Genomic DNA, 15,786 nt, shown 5'->3' with positions numbered 1-15,786 from the left:
AGTGATTCTAAAGTGGGTTTTAGACCTTCGCACAATACAGATTATATTAAAGTCGGGCTCTGCCCGCCCCCTGTCGCTGCGCATTATGACAGGGGCAGCACTTCAACATGAATCTTCGGTACATTGTACGCAGCTTTGCATTAAGGGATTAGATGTGCCGATAAGTGTCATTTAAACGTTGTTAAGGCACGTTATGAATGCTTTTGATCTTTCGCTGATTATGAGCACACAATTTATACGCACCCTATATCCCTTTTAAATGGTCGATTGGTTTGTTGAATGCACTTTCATGGCGTTCAACTTGGCTGGTGTGCAAATACTGCGATGTGGTGTCAATGCTTTCATGTCCGGCATCCGCCTGAACATGAGATAACGGTCTGCGGTTTATATTGATATCGTGTGTGATGCCGGTGTGCCGAATATTATGCGCTGTGAGTTTGCGCATTTGTGCGCCGTCCTGTATAAAGCCATCCGTTTCGATACGTTCGGCTGCAAGATTGATAATGCTTTGAATTTCATCACGAACATGACGAATACCTAAATTGGCGTTGAGTATGCCAACATCTCGACCACGTCCAGCGGCTTTGTGGCGCACAAATAAAGGACGGTTTTCATTGGGTCCAGGATAATCAGTTAGCCCAAGAAACTGTCGATATTTGACTAAAGCTTCAAGTAAAGCCTTCGAAATGGCCACGTTACGCTTTTTACCTCCTTTACTCAGCGGAATATGAAAGCTCCAAATACCGGTTTGCTGATTATGTTTAAATTGATTCATTACTGGTGAATAACCCGCGCGTGCAGACACATCTGAAATCCGTAAATAGCAACTGTAAATCAATGAGATAAGAAATAAACTTCTTTGATGTAATTCAGGGAATTCCTCAGCCTGCGCTGTTACGGTTGACATGACGTACGACCACTGTAATTCAGTAAATGCAAGGCTATTTTCATCTTCATGATTTTGTCGTTGATACGACCGATTGGCGGAAAATCGACTGTGATTAAGCCAGATCTGAGCAGGATTACGCTCACAATATTCTTCACTTGTCAGATATGAATAAAACGAAGACAAAATGGCCATCTTGGTTTTTAACGCATTATCACTTAATACATAGGGTTGTACTTGACCGAGATGTTTTTTGCCGACAAATGGCCGCCATTGCGCATTAGGAACCCGCTCGTCACACTGCTTATCCAATCTAAACTGTGGCACATTAAAATAGCCAATTAGTGCTATGGGCGGCGTTTGGCAGTAATCAACATAGCGACTCATATCTTTACGGGTAACGTCTATTGGTGACATTGAAACGACATCAAAACACCAATGTAGAAATGTCGTTAACTCACTACGATAGGTTTTATAGTTGTTTTCATTGTGCTTTTGTTCAAATAACCAATCACTGGCATGTTCGATAACTAAACCTGCATCTACCACCTTTTCCATGCTGATTTGGGTGATGTATTGGTTAACGATACTATTACCAACTTGTATGAATTCAAATGAGTCAAATAGTGGAATAACTGGAGGAAGTTGCATATGACATCTGAATTATAAAGGTTTCTTGTATGATAATACTTAAACGCAAATGCCGATAATGTTATTTATCGGCATCAAGAGATATCGGGATTTTAGCACATGCAGAAAACGTACATTGCTGACAAGTCACTCTTTTTTGGCAGCAAATTAAGCATAATTGCCAGACTTGCTGCTTGGATTGGCTATCTAAGCATGTAAAGTCTGCCGCACAGAGATGCCCATCATGGATCAGTTTTGCCAATTTATGCGCCGATATTGATAGATTAATTCGGTTTGCCATCACCCTTTCCTCACTGATTAGCTAATATCACAAGAATACACAAATACGAATGATTATCAACTAGTGAGTTCAGTAAGTCCAACTGCCCTCTCTTTTTATTAAAAAATTATGCCGATTTTAAATGTTCACCCTTAAACTGCTTTAAAAATTAAAATGTACAGTTAGCCAATAAATGGGATCGTTAATTCACTTAGGACTATTTTTCAGAGTACAACAAATAGATAAACTAATAATCAATAACTTATACCATTAACATGATAATCAACGAGATTAAGGCAACATAACGCTCACCCATTATCATCTGCCAGAAAATCAACTATCACTGTATGATCTTGGCCATTGAGGCGAAAACTGACAAAGCCGCGCCAGACCATGTAACCACTGCTACACGATCCATAAACAAATTGCCCTATATAAGTGGTGTCATCGGATTGCTGCATCTTGACGGGGATCATGCCCATAAACATATCTCGCCCTTCTAAACGAATGTTGACGTCCGTTATGGGTAAAGTCGATGACAAACTCAATGTTAATGGCTTTTCACTCGGTGCATTACCGGGCGAGAGACTAAAAGTGAGCTTGATATTTTCCACTTGTTTAACACACTCCCCCTTTGAAAATTGACATAGAGAAGTATCAAAGCTGCTTTTTAGCGGCATTAGCTTAGCCTCTTCTTTGCAAGCGGTAAGGCCAAAGGTTAATAAGATGAATAAATAGAGTCGCAAAGGTGTTGGCACAAAGAGTAACCTTGTAGATCTGGATGAGCGCATTCTATGGTGCAGAGTGATCTAGATCAACTTTCAACGTCCCTCATTGGTATCTTTTTTGACATGGCTCAAGTATCATTGCGAAACCTCATATTTGAACAAAAATATGTAAGGTAACGCATTGACATGGCTCAGCAACCTTAATAGGGATGCTGATTTTTATGTCGTTTTATAACAGGTAAAGCTTGTCTTTACTCAAAGTATAAGTAATAAGCAGTGGAAGCACGATGATGAACCATTCCCAGCCAACCGGCGCTGATTACAATTACACCATTGTCCGCCAATTTGCCTTAACCACAGTTTTGTGGGGTATCGTTGGTATGTCAGTCGGTGTATTAATTGCGGCTCAGTTAATCTGGCCTCAGCTGAACTTTGACACACCTTGGTTAACGTATAGTCGCTTGCGACCTTTACACACCAATGCGGTGATCTTCGCGTTCGGTACATCAGCCCTTTTTGCAACATCCTATTATGTCGTACAACGTACCTGTCAAACCCGACTATTTGCACCTAAATTAGCTGCATTTACGTTTTGGGGCTGGCAAGCGATTATTATATCTGCAGTAATCACCTTACCTTTAGGCTACACATCGAGTAAGGAATACGCAGAGCTTGAGTGGCCTATCGATATCGCAATTGCTATCGTGTGGATAGCTTATGCTACGGTATTCTTTGGCACGATTGTTAAGCGTACAACCTCACATATCTATGTGGCAAACTGGTTCTTCGGTGGGTTTATCCTTACCGTTGCAGTACTTCATATTGTTAACTCTATGGCAGTACCTGTTAGCCTATTTAAGTCATATTCTATATACAGTGGCGCTGTCGATGCCATGGTGCAGTGGTGGTATGGTCATAACGCCGTTGGTTTCTTATTAACCGCAGGTTTCTTAGGGATGATGTATTACTTCGTACCTAAGCAAGCGGGTCGTCCCGTTTATTCTTATCGTCTATCAATTGTTCACTTCTGGGCACTGATTGCACTGTATATCTGGGCCGGTCCTCACCATTTACATTATACCGCGCTACCTGACTGGACTCAGTCTTTAGGTATGGTGATGTCATTGATCCTATTCGCACCTTCTTGGGGCGGTATGATTAACGGTATCATGACCTTATCAGGTGCTTGGCATAAGCTGCGTACTGATCCTATTTTACGTTTCTTAGTTGTCTCCTTGTCTTTCTATGGTATGTCTACCTTTGAAGGCCCAATGATGGCAATTAAAACCGTTAACGCACTGTCACATTATACGGATTGGACTATTGGTCACGTTCACTCAGGCGCGCTAGGCTGGGTTGCTATGGTGTCTATTGGTTCTTTGTATCACCTGATCCCTGTGCTATTTGGCCACGGCCGTATGTACAGCATCAAGTTAATCAATGTTCATTTCTGGTTAGCGACAATTGGTACAGTACTGTACATCGTATCTATGTGGATTTCGGGCGTTATGCAAGGTTTGATGTGGCGCGCGGTGAATGCTGACGGCACTTTGACTTACAGCTTTGTTGAAAGTCTAGAAGCTTCTTATCCTTTCTACTTTGTACGTTTCCTCGGCGGTTGTTTATTCCTGACCGGTATGCTGATCATGGCATATAACGTGATTCGTACAGTGAAAGCCTCTAAAGATTCATTGCCAGCATTGGCTGAACCCACAGCGGCTTAAAGGAGCAAACTCGATGAAATTTAATCATGAGATAGTCGAAAAAAACATCGGTTTGCTAGCGATTTTTACTGTTATCGCTATCAGCTTTGGTAGCCTTGTGGAGATCACACCGTTGATTTTCCAAAAGGACACCACAGAGCCAGTTGAAGGGTTAATCCCCTACACTGCCCTGCAAATCGAAGGTCGCGATCTTTATGTGCGCGAAGGCTGCAGTAATTGCCATAGCCAAATGATCCGTCCTTTACGGGCTGAAACTGAACGTTATGGTCATTATTCTGTCGCTGGTGAGTCTGTTTGGGACCATCCATTCCTATGGGGTTCTAAGCGTACAGGTCCAGATTTAGCGCGTGTTGGCGGTCGTTATAGCGATAAATGGCATGAAGTTCATTTAATTGACCCTCGTGCTGTAGTGCCTCAATCGAACATGCCTGGGTTCCCATGGTTAGCCGAAAACAAGTTAGACGGCGAACTGACGGGCGCGAAGATGACTATCCTACGTAACATGCATAAAGGCGGTTACAAGGGTAATGATCTTTATACCGATGAAGAAGTGGCTGGCGCACAGAAAGCTGTTGCAGGTAAGACAGAGCTGGAAGCCTTGATTGCATATCTTCAGTCTTTGGGTCACGCACTCAAATAAGGAGGCAATATATGGATTACGGCACATTACAAGGCATCTTAACCATTATTGTGATGCTGACCTTTATCGGTATCTTTGCTTGGGCATATAGCTCGCGCCGTCAGAAATCATTTGATGAAGCAGCTAACCTTGTATTTTCCGATGAGGAAATCAGCAAGGAATCGAAGGACTCAGGAGAGAATAAGTAATGAGTAGCTTCTGGAGTGTTTGGATTACCGTACTGTCTTTAGTTGTGATCGCGGGTTGTTTTCTATTACTACGGGTGTGTTCTAAGAATACCACTGGCGTAAAAGAAGGCGAATCGATGGGCCACAGTTTCGACGGTATTGAAGAACTCAATAACCCACTGCCAAAATGGTGGAGTTATATGTTCTACATCACTATCGTGTTTGGCTTGATTTATCTGGCCTTATTTCCTGGTTTAGGTAACTACAAAGGCCTATTAGGCTGGACGAGTTCTAATCAAAGTATTGGTACTGAACAAGGCATTAAAGCCGATTCTGCCGCAGCGATTGAGCTTGCAGCAAAAGAAGGCCGTTATGTTCAGTATGACCAAGAAGTAAAACACGCTGATGAAAAATATGGCCCAATCTTCGCGGCTTACTTGGCAACGCCACTAGAAGAATTAGTGAAAAACCAAGAAGCATTGAAAGTGGGCGGCCGTTTGTTCCTGCAAAACTGCGCTCAGTGCCATGGCTCTGATGCACGTGGTAGCAAAGGCTTCCCTAATCTCACTGATGGTGACTGGTTATATGGTGGTGAGTTAGCCACGATTAAAACCACGATCATGAGTGGTCGTCATGGCATGATGCCGCCTAAAGGTGGTTTGCCGATTGATGATAGCGAGATTGCAGGTTTAGCTGAATACGTTGTTAAATTATCTGGCCGTGAACATGACGAAACACTCGCCGCTCAAGGTCAAGGCTCATTCATGAAAGGTTGTTTCGCGTGCCATGGTATGGACGCTAAAGGCAACAAGTTCATGGGTGCTCCAAATTTAACTGACGATGTTTGGTTATATGGCGGTAGCCGCGGCATGATCGAAGAGACCATTAAACATGGCCGTGCGGGTGTTATGCCTGCATGGAAAGACGTTCTCGGTGAAGAGAAAGTTCACGTGATCACCGCTTATGTTTATAGCTTGTCAAACAAGTAATTAGATATGAGTAACGCTAAGGCCTCGAGACTTCGAGGCCTTTTTTTTAAAGTGCTATAACCGATTTTAAACGGTAAAATAGTTAAAATCTTTATAATGGGTAACTAACATGAACGAACAACAAGCCTGGTATAAGCAGTTCTGGCCTTGGTTCTTAATTTTCCTGCCTTTGTGCGCCGTTATTGCAAGCCTGACGACCTTTAAAATAGCCCTTGATAATTCAGACGCTCTCGTTGCCGAAGATTATTATAAGCAAGGTAAAGCCATCAACATGGACTTAAGTAAAGTGAAGTATGCCAAACAAATAGGCATGAATTTTTCACTCGAACAAAGCGGTAATGAAGTTTTACTGACGCAGCACGGTGGTCCAGCGTATCAAGCCGCTTTAAAAGTCGAGTTCTACCATCCTACGCTTGCCGACCGAGATATCAAACTCACCGCTACGGCCGATGCCAGTAATGTATACCGTATAACGGTACCAGCGACACTGGCAGGACCTTGGGAAATACGCCTTGAAAGTTATGATAGTCAATGGCGTATTCACCAACGCGTTCAATTAAAAGATCATGTCCAACTGTGGCTAAACTGATTGTGGTTGAATTAATATTGCTATGACATACCCAAGTTGTTTTCACTGCCAAGAGCCCGTGCTTACGGGCCAGCAGTTTGTGACTCGCATTAACGAACGTGATGAACTCATGTGTTGCCCTGGTTGTCAGGCGGTTTCTCAAGCTATCGTTGATGCGGGCTTACTTAGCTACTACAAGTTTCGTACCGAGCCTGGTAGCAAGCAAAATGCCCTCGTCCCAGAAACTTTAACGCAGTTTAGCGCCTATGACTTACCTGAAGTACAGCAAGACTTTGTCCATTCAGAGGATAATATCGAGTCCGTGTCGCTGTCTATCGACGGCATCACTTGCGCCGCCTGCGCTTGGTTGATTGAGCATAAAGTCAAACAACTTAACGGCATAGTGCAAGTGCTGGTCAACTCGACCACCCAAAGAGCGATGATCAGTTGGGATAAACACACGCTAAAACTCAGTGATATTCTCGGACAAATTAGCCGTATTGGTTACCAAGCTGCGCCCTACCAAGTTGATGAACAAGAAATCAATAACAAACTCAATAGCCGTAAGTTTTTACTGCGTTTAGGACTCGCTGGCTTTGCGACTATGCAAGTAATGATGTTCGCCCTCGCCCTTTATACTGGCTATTTCACTGATTTAGACGTGCAATATCGGGACTATTTTCGCTGGGTGAGTATGATTTTCGCGACGCCCGTGGTGCTTTATTCTGCGCAGCCCTTCTATTTTAGTGCCATTCGTACCCTGCTCAGCGGCAAACTCAATATGGATGTCTCTGTCTCCATTGCGATTGGTGGTGCCTACATTGCCAGTTGTTTTGCCACCATCAATGGCACAGGTGAAGTGTATTTTGAATCGGTTTCTATGTTCACTTTCTTTCTGTTGCTCGGGCGTTACTTTGAGCAAAAGGCCAGACAAAAAGCCTCGGTCAGCTCCAGTAATTTACATAAATTAGTGCCACTCACCGCGCACTTAGTTACCGAGAATGGTCAAGAAGAAATCCCCGCTAAAAAATTACGTTTAAATGACGTCATTCTAGTAAAACCTGGGGAAATTGTTGCCGCTGATGGCGTGGTGATTGAAGGCCACACTAGCATCAATGAAGCTATGCTCACTGGCGAGCAAATGCCTATTGAAAAACTACGAGATAGTCAGGTATACGCTGGCACCATCAACGTTGACCAACCAATTAAAGTTAAAATTACCGCATTAGGGCAAGATCAACTCGTTGCCGAGATTATTAGACTGCAAGAGCTTGCATCCAATACCAAACCTGCGATTGCCCTATTAGCCGATAAATTATCGCGCTATTTCTCAGGCACAATTCTTACCATCGCAGCAATAACGTATTTGGTTTGGCATCAAATTGCGCCAGAAGATGCTTTTTGGGTGACACTGTCAGTATTGGTTGCCACTTGTCCTTGCGCCTTAGCCTTAGCGACACCGACTGCAGTCACCTGCGCGACCGCTATTTTTACCCGCCTTGGGATCATTACCCGTAAAGCTGGGGTATTTGAAAAACTGCCACTGATTAAACATGTGGTCTTTGATAAAACAGGCACCCTCACCTGTGGCACGCTCTCTATTGGGCAAATACAGTGCATGGCCGATTTAACAAAGACGCAGGCCTTAGCCATTGCCGCAGCACTTGAGGCTGGCTCTCGTCATCCGATTGCGGCGGCATTTGCTGAGTTTGCCGATAATGCGCAGGTTGCTGAACATGTTCACCATGAAGTGGGTTTTGGCGTGCGAGGCAGTATCGATGGGACTGAATACTTAATTGGTAACGCCTTATTTACTGGCGCCAGTGTTGATCCTCTCGACCCGACACAAAAAATCTGGTTAGCACGCTCAGGTAATGAACAACTTGAAGTACTGGCGAGCTTTGACATTAAAGATAATATCCGCCAAGACAGTAAAGCCACGGTTGAAATATTAAAACAACAAGGTTGCCGTATAAGTATTGCCAGCGGTGATAATTCTGGTCATGTACATCAGCTAGCAAAAGAACTGGGGATTGAAGATGTGCATAGCGGGTTAACACCTGCGGGTAAACTTGCCCTAGTGACCCAATTACAACAACACACTCGTGTGGCCATGTTTGGTGATGGGATCAACGATGCGCCAGTGCTGGCGGGGGCTGACTTATCCGTCGCAATGGGGAGTGGTAGTGCCATTGCTAAAAACAGTGCCGATCTGATTTTACTAGGCGATCATCTATCCCGTTTCACCCAAGCCGTCGCCATTGCAAAATTGACTACGCAGATTATTAAGCAAAATTTGGCTTGGGCACTGGGTTACAATGCGCTTATTTTACCCTTAGCCGTAACAGGCCATGTGGTACCTTATATCGCTGCGATTGGTATGTCGGCAAGCTCTTTGATTGTGGTCGCTAATAGCCTGAGATTATTGCGCGTCAAAGTGTAAGTATCATAAAACGTTTAACCAAAAGAGTAAGAGGCCATTATGGAAATTATTTATGTGCTTATCCCCATTGCCATGATCTTTGTTGCTATCGCCATTATGGTATTTTTTTGGGCGGTGAAATCTGAACAATTTGACGATCTTGACCGCCAAAGTGTTTCTATCTTGTTTGATGAAAACGTCGACAAACCAGGCCATACACCTGTAACGCCGTTAGCAACTCAACTTGATGACAATGCAACGCAGCAAGCAATAAAAGATCAGCAAAAAGGCATGCCACTGTGATTGAGTACAATGTAACTGGCGCCTTTTTAGTCGGTCTGATGGGCGCAGCGCATTGCTTTGGCATGTGTGGCGGTTTAGTTGGCGCGTTCTCAGCCCAAATACCTCATCGTAAATCAGGTAATTTGTTGGCACATCAACTCAATTATTTGCTGAGTTATAATATTGGCCGTATTTTAAGCTACACCTTGGCAGGCGCTTTCGTTGGCGCATCGTCGGCAGCATTGGGGCATTTATTCGAGCTCGACACCTATCTTATTGTTCTGCGTATTATTGCGGGGCTGATGATGATAGCTACTGGCTTATATATCGCCAAAATTTGGGTTGGTATTGTACAGATTGAACGAGTAGGACAATGGCTATGGCAATATTTAAAGCCAATTGCCCAACGCCTTGTCCCCATCAACAACCTTCGTCAAGCCGTAATGGCTGGATTTGTTTGGGGCTGGCTTCCCTGTGGTTTAGTCTACAGCACCTTAACTTGGTCGGTGGCTTCTGGCTCTGCCAGCCAAGGAGCCTTGATTATGTTGGCCTTTGGTGTAGGCACCTTACCGGCCCTATTAAGCGCGGGCGTAGCAGCAAAACGGCTCGCCACATGGGTACAACAGAAAACCGTTAGGTTATTGAGCGGCTTACTGTTAATAGCCTTTGGTGGTCAAACTTTATATATTGCCCTCGCACAGCTGAACTAGCCCAAATGAGTGAATTGGTTTACCATGGTTGCAGTGCAAAAACTTGAGAATCAACATGACAATTGAACAAAATAAAAATCGTCGTCCTGCCGCTAGCGGATGCACAATCCATTGTCACGATTGTAGTATGGGTACTCTATGTATTCCCTTTACCCTAAATGCCAGTGAGCTAGATCAGCTCGATGATATTATTGAGCGTAAAAAGCCGATTCAAAAAGGTGAACAAATTTTTAAATCAGGCGATGTATTGAAATCGCTGTTCGCTATCCGCTCTGGCACCATCAAAAGTTATACGATTACCGAGCAAGGCGATGAACAAATTACCGGCTTCCACCTTGCTGGTGATGTGATTGGCTTTGACGGGATCCACGCACAGTTGCATCAAAGTTTTGCACAAGCACTTGAAACGTCGATGGTTTGTGAAATCCCTTACAATATCCTTGATGAACTTTCAGGCACTATGCCTAAATTACGCCAACAGATCATGCGTCTGATGAGTAATGAAATCATGAGCGATCAAGAAATGATTTTGTTATTGAGTAAGAAAAATGCCGAAGAACGCTTAGCAGCATTTATCAGCAACCTCGCTAATCGCTTTGGTAGCCGTGGTTTTTCCCATAAAGAATTCCGACTAACGATGACCCGCGGTGATATCGGCAACTATCTTGGTTTAACCGTCGAGACTATCAGCCGGTTACTTGGCCGTTTCCAAAAATCAGGCTTAATTGAAGTTAATGGTAAATATATAACCATTCTCGATACGTTAGAACTCAATCAATTGGCAGGACATTCAAGAATCGCTCGATAGCGGATTATTCACCCATCATTGATGACCCAATAATTCAGTTGTAAATAGATAGGCTAAACAAAAAATAGTGTCAATCGCGATATTTAAATGAGTTTGGAACCAATTTGATCTAAAACAATACCGCTAATCGCCAAAGGCTCATGATGGTATTGAGCCTATGACTAAAGGAACGTGCCATGAAGGATTATCAAAAAATACTGGTTGTGGTTGACCCTACCACTGAAGATCAAGTTGCTCTTGCAAGAGCAATAACTTTAGCGAGTAAAAGTAACGCTCAAGTCACTGTGTTTCTTTCTATTTTCGACTTCTCTTACGAAATGACATCTATTTTGTCAAATCAAGAGCGTGAATCTATGCGCCAAGGTGTTATAGACCAACGCTTAGCTTGGATTAAAGATTTACTTACCGCTTACGCTCATCTGCAACTCAATATCGATACCCAGGTGATTTGGCATAATCGTCCCTTCGAAAGTATTATTAATCATGCAATTGCAGGCAAGTACGATTTAATTGTCAAAGGCACCCATGCCCACGATAAACTCAAAGCAGTGATCTTTACACCAACCGATTGGCATTTAATGCGCAAAGCCCCTGTACCAGTGTTAATGGTGAAAGCCCACGACTGGCCAGCAACGGGAAAAATCCTCTGTGCTGTCAATGTGGCAACTGAAGATAGCGATCATCAAATGCTTAACGGTAAAATCATTGAGCATGCTAAAGATTTAGCCGTTAAATTTTCCGCTGAAGTACATTTAGTCAATGGCTACCCCGGCACCCCGGTTAATCTAGCCATTGAATTACCGGATTTTGATGCTCAATCCTATAATGAAACTATTCGTACGCAACATGAGCAACGCGTAAGCTACCTTGCAAACGCCTATGGTATTGACCCCAATCATTGCCATGTTAAAGAAGGTTTACCAGAGGATGTTATCCCTGAGCTTGCCGAGCAACTCGACGCTGAACTAGTGATCTTAGGAACGGTTGGCCGTACAGGATTTTCAGCCGCGCTTATTGGTAATACCGCCGAACATGTTATAGATAGTATTAACTGCGATTTACTCGCCATTAAACCGGACGGCTATAAATCACCGTTAGAAGAAACCTAAGCAGTACAATGCTCTTTACCACAGCTAAGATAGCTGGAATAATACGCGCCCTGAAACTGTGTTACTGGGCGCTTTTTTATGTTTGAAGCTATGTCTGAAACTGCGGCAAATCCAATGTCTGAAGAATTATCAAAAAAAAATACCACCCGTTTAAATAAATTACAAAAACGCTTACGCCGTGAAGTGGGTAATGCTATCGCCGATTATAATATGATTGAAGATGGCGATAAGATCATGTGCTGCCTCAGTGGTGGTAAAGACAGCTATGCGATGCTCGATATTTTGATGAATTTACAGCAACGTGCGCCCATTCAGTTTGAAATTATCGCGGTCAATCTAGATCAGAAGCAACCCGGTTTTCCCGAGCATGTACTACCCGCCTATCTAGATCAACTCAACGTGCCTTATCATATACTTGAAAAGGATACTTACTCGATAGTTAAAGACAAAATCCCAGAAGGTAAAACGACCTGTTCACTGTGCTCTCGTCTGCGCCGTGGCACTCTTTATAGTTTTGCCCAGCGTATCGGCGCGACTAAAATCGCTCTTGGCCACCACAGAGACGATATTATTGAGACCCTGTTCTTGAATATGTTTTTTGGCGGCAGGATGAAAGCTATGCCAGCTAAGTTACTGTCTGATGATGGTGCTAATGTGGTGATCCGCCCCTTAGCTTATTGCCGTGAGAAAGATCTTGAAGAATATGCCAGTTTAAAAGAGTTTCCGATCATTCCATGTAACTTGTGTGGCTCACAGGAAAACTTAAAGCGCGCAGCAGTCAAAGATATGCTCAACCAGTGGGATAGGCAGTATCCTGGACGTATTGAAACCATTTTTACTGCGATGCAAAATACAGCTCCCTCGCAAGGTGTTGATCGTGAACAGTTTGATTTTGTCTCGTTAAAACGGGACCCTGATGCACCTATGCGTGGTGATGTGGCTGCTGAGGCTAATTTACCCGCCTTCGACTTCATTGATATTATTGAAAATGGGCATATTAATTTAGATGCCACCAAACGTATTGAGATTGTGCAAACTTATAAGGCCTAGCGCATACCTAAGTAAGCCAAAAAACTAAGTTTGTGCCCATCAAAGAGATCAAAAATCCCACTGTGAGTGGGCTTTTTGATCGGCATCTTAATTTAAGCAATGCTGCCTTATTTTTTAAAGCACTTATTTGACCCAAGGGCTCAACACCAAAGGTGGCAAGCTAAAACGTAATGATGTGATGTTTTCGAGCTCGCTGGCCGCTAATTTAAAGCTGCCTGTAACTATTTGCTCGCGGTCATCAATATGAACGGTCACGGATTGCTCGGGTGTAAACTCAAAGTTTAATCCTGCTATGGGCTCCCTAAAATAGCGCATTGGAAAGCCTTGCATTGCACTCAGTAGTGCATCCATTTCAGTGTTAATTTGCTGCAAACGGTGATTGTCGTATTGTATTAATGTCTGTTTTGCTCTCACTTGCATCGCAATTGCGCACCCTTCTGCACTACCAGCAAAATTAAGATTAATTAAGGTCCGCTCATTTTTTAACTCATCATCTAATGGTATAAATAACCGTTGAGCATCCGTATACGTTAATGGCGTTGAAGTTTTTTCATTGGAAATAGTTCCACTTTGGATCACACAGTTTTTTTGTTTAGGGACGCTAAAAGCCACTTCAACAAGCTGGTAGTTGCCTTTATTGACCTGTTTTAATCGGTCATAAAAACCTTTATATTCAAGAGATATAGTTTCAGCGCTCGCACTACTGGCCAATAAACACAAACAACCTAACCACCATTTTTTATACATCAACATTCACCAAATATTTTTCGTTATGACGTAACATATCCAGAAGCTCATCAATATAAGCATCTTGTCTTTCTGAATAATTCACTAAACCGTAAATCAATTGATCCGCCTTAAGCTCTAGCTCCTGTGAGCGTAAATCAGCACGTATTGAGCGAAGCAACGTATAGGCAGTGTTCGAGTTAAGGTTACGCATATAAGAAGACACTGACTCATCAACTGAAGTAAACACTTTCACTTCATGCGACTTACCCGAACCTCGCGAGGATGGCACTATGCCGCAACCCGACGTAAAGCACCATTCTCCAAAAAAGTTAAAACCTTCACGGGCAAAACGAGAACTGCCCCAACCAGACTCATTTGCCGCTTGGATTAGCACCATAGATTCCGGCACGATATCCACGCGTTTTAATAAACTGTTTAAGGATTTAGCATCTATATTTCGTGCTGCATATTGATACTTGTCAAATAACTCATTGAGTAGCCCACGTTGGCTCTCAGATAAACTCTTGTCGTTATCGATTAAGGTGAGCATCTCATTGATAAAGTCACGTTCCATCAAGATAATCGCATTTTGCTGCTGAACAATGGGACGCAAAAAATCAAAAAAGGCTTTCTTTTTTTCAACGATATCATTAACCGTTGAAAAGTCAGGAACTTGAGTAACAGGATCGACCGCGTTAACAAATCGAGTCGCAAGATGTGATGCATCATTAGTCGTTGGGATAATCCACACTCTCAATGAAAAAATGGCGACGATGACCATGGCTAATGCCAATGTAAACGAACCAATTCTACCTATTTTCAATAGTTCACCTTTGGTTTAATGCCCTTACAGGCAAAATAAAGTGCGGATTATAAGCTATTTGTTAGATTTAACGAAATTTGCCTGAAATCAGGGGAGTAAATTCAGGTACAATATCCGCCGGAAACGACATCAATCAGTTGAACTGGATCCGTTCTCCACTTTTTCAGTACAATGTTTGACTGAGCTTTTATTCTAAGGTTCCGCTATTTCCATCATGTATGACAACATTTGGTCATCTATCGCCGCGCTTAACGCGCTATTTAGGGATAACAATGATCTTATCGGGTATTCAGGAAGGATAAACCCAGATGCAGTATTTGATGTTAAATCAATTTAAACATGTCGTCGCCATCGGCGGAGGCCATGGTTTAGGCCGAGTATTATCTTCTCTCGATTTTTTAGGTAACCGCCTAACTGGGATTGTCGCTACCACAGATAATGGCGGTTCGACAGGTAGGCTTCGGGCTGAACAAGATTGTATTGCATGGGGTGATTTACGTAATTGTTTATCCCATCTTGCTTATCGACCTTCGGTTGGCTCACAGCTTTTTGAATACCGTTTTCAGGGGCAAACTGAACTCAGTGGTCATAATCTGGGAAATTTAATGTTACTGGCATTAGATCAACTCTGTGTGCGTCCATTAGAAGCGGTTAATCTTATCCGTAACTTACTCAAGATCGAGACTCAGCTTATCCCTATGTCCGAGCAACCGACTCACTTAGTTGCCCTTCGAGCCTCTGGCAGTAAAGTGTTTGGTGAGACCAATGTCGATAGCATGGATGAAGCGCCCATAGCCTTGTGCCTTGAGCCCCAAGTCGATGCAACCGTTGAGGCCTGTGAGGCTGTACGTCATGCCGATTTAATTATTTTAGGCCCAGGAAGCTTTTTAACCAGTATCATGCCGCCACTCTTACTGCCTAAGTTCGCCAAAAGTTTAGCGGCAACAAAAGCACAAGTCATTTTTATCGATAACCTTGCCGAAGAAACCTCTCCTGCGGGTCAATTTAGCATTGAACAACGTATTGCTTGGTGCCATCAAGTGATCGGCAAACCGGTGATCAGTAAAGTGTTACGCCATGGCGAACAAATACGTTTAGACTCACTGATCAACTACTTTCCGTTAAAAAATCGTCATAATCCCAATTTGCATGATCGGGCGAATTTGTTAGATGCATTAAGCACCCTGCTGCAGATCAAACCAGAATTCACACTTCAACCACTCGCTTGCTAATCCTTTTAG

At 43.2% G+C, this 15,786-nt stretch carries 17 protein-coding genes; 12 read left to right on the top strand and 5 right to left on the bottom strand.

Annotated elements, in window-relative coordinates; genetic code table 11:
• Window positions 1–244 precede the first annotated feature (244 nt).
• From ACRN9H_RS17240 to ACRN9H_RS17230, 3 genes are all read right to left on the bottom strand, one after another.
• Entirely contained in the window at window positions 245–1,537 is a 1,293-nt protein-coding gene (locus ACRN9H_RS17240; RefSeq protein WP_432306527.1) for a tyrosine-type recombinase/integrase, read from the bottom strand.
• A gap of 61 nt (window positions 1,538–1,598) precedes the next feature.
• Window positions 1,599–1,817 carry a hypothetical protein gene (locus ACRN9H_RS17235; protein WP_432306528.1) on the bottom strand — a complete coding sequence of 73 codons (219 nt, stop codon included), beginning with the start codon at window positions 1,815–1,817 and terminating at the stop codon, window positions 1,599–1,601.
• A gap of 287 nt (window positions 1,818–2,104) precedes the next feature.
• Window positions 2,105–2,587 (bottom strand): hypothetical protein, encoded by a 483-nt coding sequence (locus tag ACRN9H_RS17230; protein ID WP_432306529.1) that lies wholly within the window; start codon window positions 2,585–2,587, stop codon window positions 2,105–2,107.
• A 224-nt stretch (window positions 2,588–2,811) separates the two neighbouring features.
• On the opposite strand from ACRN9H_RS17230, the gene ccoN reads away from it, so the two are divergent.
• The 11 genes from ccoN (at window position 2,812) to ttcA (ending at window position 12,993) form a co-directional block, all read left to right on the top strand.
• Window positions 2,812–4,248: a cytochrome-c oxidase, cbb3-type subunit I gene (gene ccoN / locus ACRN9H_RS17225; protein ID WP_220774055.1), complete on the top strand. Its 1,437-nt coding sequence runs from the start codon at window positions 2,812–2,814 to the stop codon at window positions 4,246–4,248.
• Between the two features lie 13 nt (window positions 4,249–4,261).
• A complete protein-coding gene (gene ccoO / locus ACRN9H_RS17220) occupies window positions 4,262–4,888 on the top strand; it encodes a cytochrome-c oxidase, cbb3-type subunit II (RefSeq protein WP_220774056.1) in 627 nt (208 codons plus the stop codon).
• 11 nt (window positions 4,889–4,899) lie between these two features.
• Window positions 4,900–5,076 (top strand): cbb3-type cytochrome oxidase subunit 3, encoded by a 177-nt coding sequence (locus tag ACRN9H_RS17215; RefSeq protein ID WP_107404487.1) that lies wholly within the window; start codon window positions 4,900–4,902, stop codon window positions 5,074–5,076.
• On the top strand, window positions 5,076–6,044 hold the full coding sequence (ccoP, locus tag ACRN9H_RS17210) for a cytochrome-c oxidase, cbb3-type subunit III (protein WP_220774058.1): 969 nt from the start codon (window positions 5,076–5,078) through the stop codon (window positions 6,042–6,044). Before ACRN9H_RS17215 ends, ccoP begins: the two co-directional genes overlap by 1 nt.
• A gap of 109 nt (window positions 6,045–6,153) precedes the next feature.
• Window positions 6,154–6,633 (top strand): FixH family protein, encoded by a 480-nt coding sequence (locus ACRN9H_RS17205; RefSeq protein WP_432315384.1) that lies wholly within the window; start codon window positions 6,154–6,156, stop codon window positions 6,631–6,633.
• Between the two features lie 22 nt (window positions 6,634–6,655).
• Complete coding sequence (locus ACRN9H_RS17200) at window positions 6,656–9,055, top strand: heavy metal translocating P-type ATPase (RefSeq protein ID WP_432315382.1); 2,400 nt, start codon at window positions 6,656–6,658, stop codon at window positions 9,053–9,055.
• 39 nt (window positions 9,056–9,094) lie between these two features.
• Window positions 9,095–9,337, top strand: a complete 243-nt coding sequence (gene ccoS / locus ACRN9H_RS17195) for a cbb3-type cytochrome oxidase assembly protein CcoS (RefSeq protein WP_432315381.1) — start codon at window positions 9,095–9,097, stop codon at window positions 9,335–9,337.
• Window positions 9,334–10,026 (top strand): sulfite exporter TauE/SafE family protein, encoded by a 693-nt coding sequence (locus ACRN9H_RS17190; protein ID WP_432315380.1) that lies wholly within the window; start codon window positions 9,334–9,336, stop codon window positions 10,024–10,026. The genes ccoS and ACRN9H_RS17190 overlap by 4 nt, the downstream gene beginning before the upstream one ends.
• Before the next feature lie 55 nt (window positions 10,027–10,081).
• Entirely contained in the window at window positions 10,082–10,834 is a 753-nt protein-coding gene (etrA, locus tag ACRN9H_RS17185) for an electron transport transcriptional regulator EtrA (protein WP_220774063.1), read from the top strand.
• A 176-nt stretch (window positions 10,835–11,010) separates the two neighbouring features.
• Window positions 11,011–11,943, top strand: coding sequence for a universal stress protein UspE (gene uspE, locus ACRN9H_RS17180; protein ID WP_220774064.1), 933 nt, complete (start codon window positions 11,011–11,013; stop codon window positions 11,941–11,943).
• Between the two features lie 78 nt (window positions 11,944–12,021).
• Window positions 12,022–12,993: a tRNA 2-thiocytidine(32) synthetase TtcA gene (gene ttcA, locus ACRN9H_RS17175; protein ID WP_432315378.1), complete on the top strand. Its 972-nt coding sequence runs from the start codon at window positions 12,022–12,024 to the stop codon at window positions 12,991–12,993.
• 123 nt (window positions 12,994–13,116) lie between these two features.
• On the opposite strand, the gene ACRN9H_RS17170 is transcribed toward ttcA, so the two are convergent.
• Together ACRN9H_RS17170 and ACRN9H_RS17165 are read right to left on the bottom strand one after the other, a co-directional pair.
• On the bottom strand, window positions 13,117–13,740 hold the full coding sequence (locus tag ACRN9H_RS17170; RefSeq protein WP_432315377.1) for a DUF2987 domain-containing protein: 624 nt from the start codon (window positions 13,738–13,740) through the stop codon (window positions 13,117–13,119).
• Window positions 13,733–14,545, bottom strand: coding sequence for a glucosaminidase domain-containing protein (locus ACRN9H_RS17165; RefSeq protein ID WP_432315375.1), 813 nt, complete (start codon window positions 14,543–14,545; stop codon window positions 13,733–13,735). Before ACRN9H_RS17165 ends, ACRN9H_RS17170 begins: the two co-directional genes overlap by 8 nt.
• A gap of 308 nt (window positions 14,546–14,853) precedes the next feature.
• Between ACRN9H_RS17165 and ACRN9H_RS17160 the strand changes: the two genes are divergently transcribed.
• Complete coding sequence (locus tag ACRN9H_RS17160; protein WP_432315373.1) at window positions 14,854–15,777, top strand: YvcK family protein; 924 nt, start codon at window positions 14,854–14,856, stop codon at window positions 15,775–15,777.
• The last annotated feature ends 9 nt before the right edge of the window (window positions 15,778–15,786 follow it).

Source organism: Shewanella sp. MF08487 (assembly GCF_050848685.1).
Taxonomy (GTDB): domain Bacteria; phylum Pseudomonadota; class Gammaproteobacteria; order Enterobacterales; family Shewanellaceae; genus Shewanella; species Shewanella glacialipiscicola.
This window is presented reverse-complemented; position numbering and strand designations above follow the sequence as displayed.

What these genes read in the sequence shown, in the direction of transcription:
- ACRN9H_RS17240 (WP_432306527.1), bottom strand. Translation starts at nt 1,537, where the DNA reads ATGCAACTTCCTCCAGTTATTCCACTATTTGACTCATTTGAATTCATA.
- ACRN9H_RS17235 (WP_432306528.1), bottom strand. Translation starts at nt 1,817, where the DNA reads ATGGCAAACCGAATTAATCTATCAATATCGGCGCATAAATTGGCAAAA.
- ACRN9H_RS17230 (WP_432306529.1), bottom strand. Translation starts at nt 2,587, where the DNA reads ATGCGCTCATCCAGATCTACAAGGTTACTCTTTGTGCCAACACCTTTG.
- ccoN (WP_220774055.1), top strand. Translation starts at nt 2,812, where the DNA reads ATGATGAACCATTCCCAGCCAACCGGCGCTGATTACAATTACACCATT.
- ccoO (WP_220774056.1), top strand. Translation starts at nt 4,262, where the DNA reads ATGAAATTTAATCATGAGATAGTCGAAAAAAACATCGGTTTGCTAGCG.
- ACRN9H_RS17215 (WP_107404487.1), top strand. Translation starts at nt 4,900, where the DNA reads ATGGATTACGGCACATTACAAGGCATCTTAACCATTATTGTGATGCTG.
- ccoP (WP_220774058.1), top strand. Translation starts at nt 5,076, where the DNA reads ATGAGTAGCTTCTGGAGTGTTTGGATTACCGTACTGTCTTTAGTTGTG.
- ACRN9H_RS17205 (WP_432315384.1), top strand. Translation starts at nt 6,154, where the DNA reads ATGAACGAACAACAAGCCTGGTATAAGCAGTTCTGGCCTTGGTTCTTA.
- ACRN9H_RS17200 (WP_432315382.1), top strand. Translation starts at nt 6,656, where the DNA reads ATGACATACCCAAGTTGTTTTCACTGCCAAGAGCCCGTGCTTACGGGC.
- ccoS (WP_432315381.1), top strand. Translation starts at nt 9,095, where the DNA reads ATGGAAATTATTTATGTGCTTATCCCCATTGCCATGATCTTTGTTGCT.
- etrA (WP_220774063.1), top strand. Translation starts at nt 10,082, where the DNA reads ATGACAATTGAACAAAATAAAAATCGTCGTCCTGCCGCTAGCGGATGC.
- uspE (WP_220774064.1), top strand. Translation starts at nt 11,011, where the DNA reads ATGAAGGATTATCAAAAAATACTGGTTGTGGTTGACCCTACCACTGAA.
- ttcA (WP_432315378.1), top strand. Translation starts at nt 12,022, where the DNA reads ATGTTTGAAGCTATGTCTGAAACTGCGGCAAATCCAATGTCTGAAGAA.
- ACRN9H_RS17170 (WP_432315377.1), bottom strand. Translation starts at nt 13,740, where the DNA reads ATGTATAAAAAATGGTGGTTAGGTTGTTTGTGTTTATTGGCCAGTAGT.
- ACRN9H_RS17160 (WP_432315373.1), top strand. Translation starts at nt 14,854, where the DNA reads ATGCAGTATTTGATGTTAAATCAATTTAAACATGTCGTCGCCATCGGC.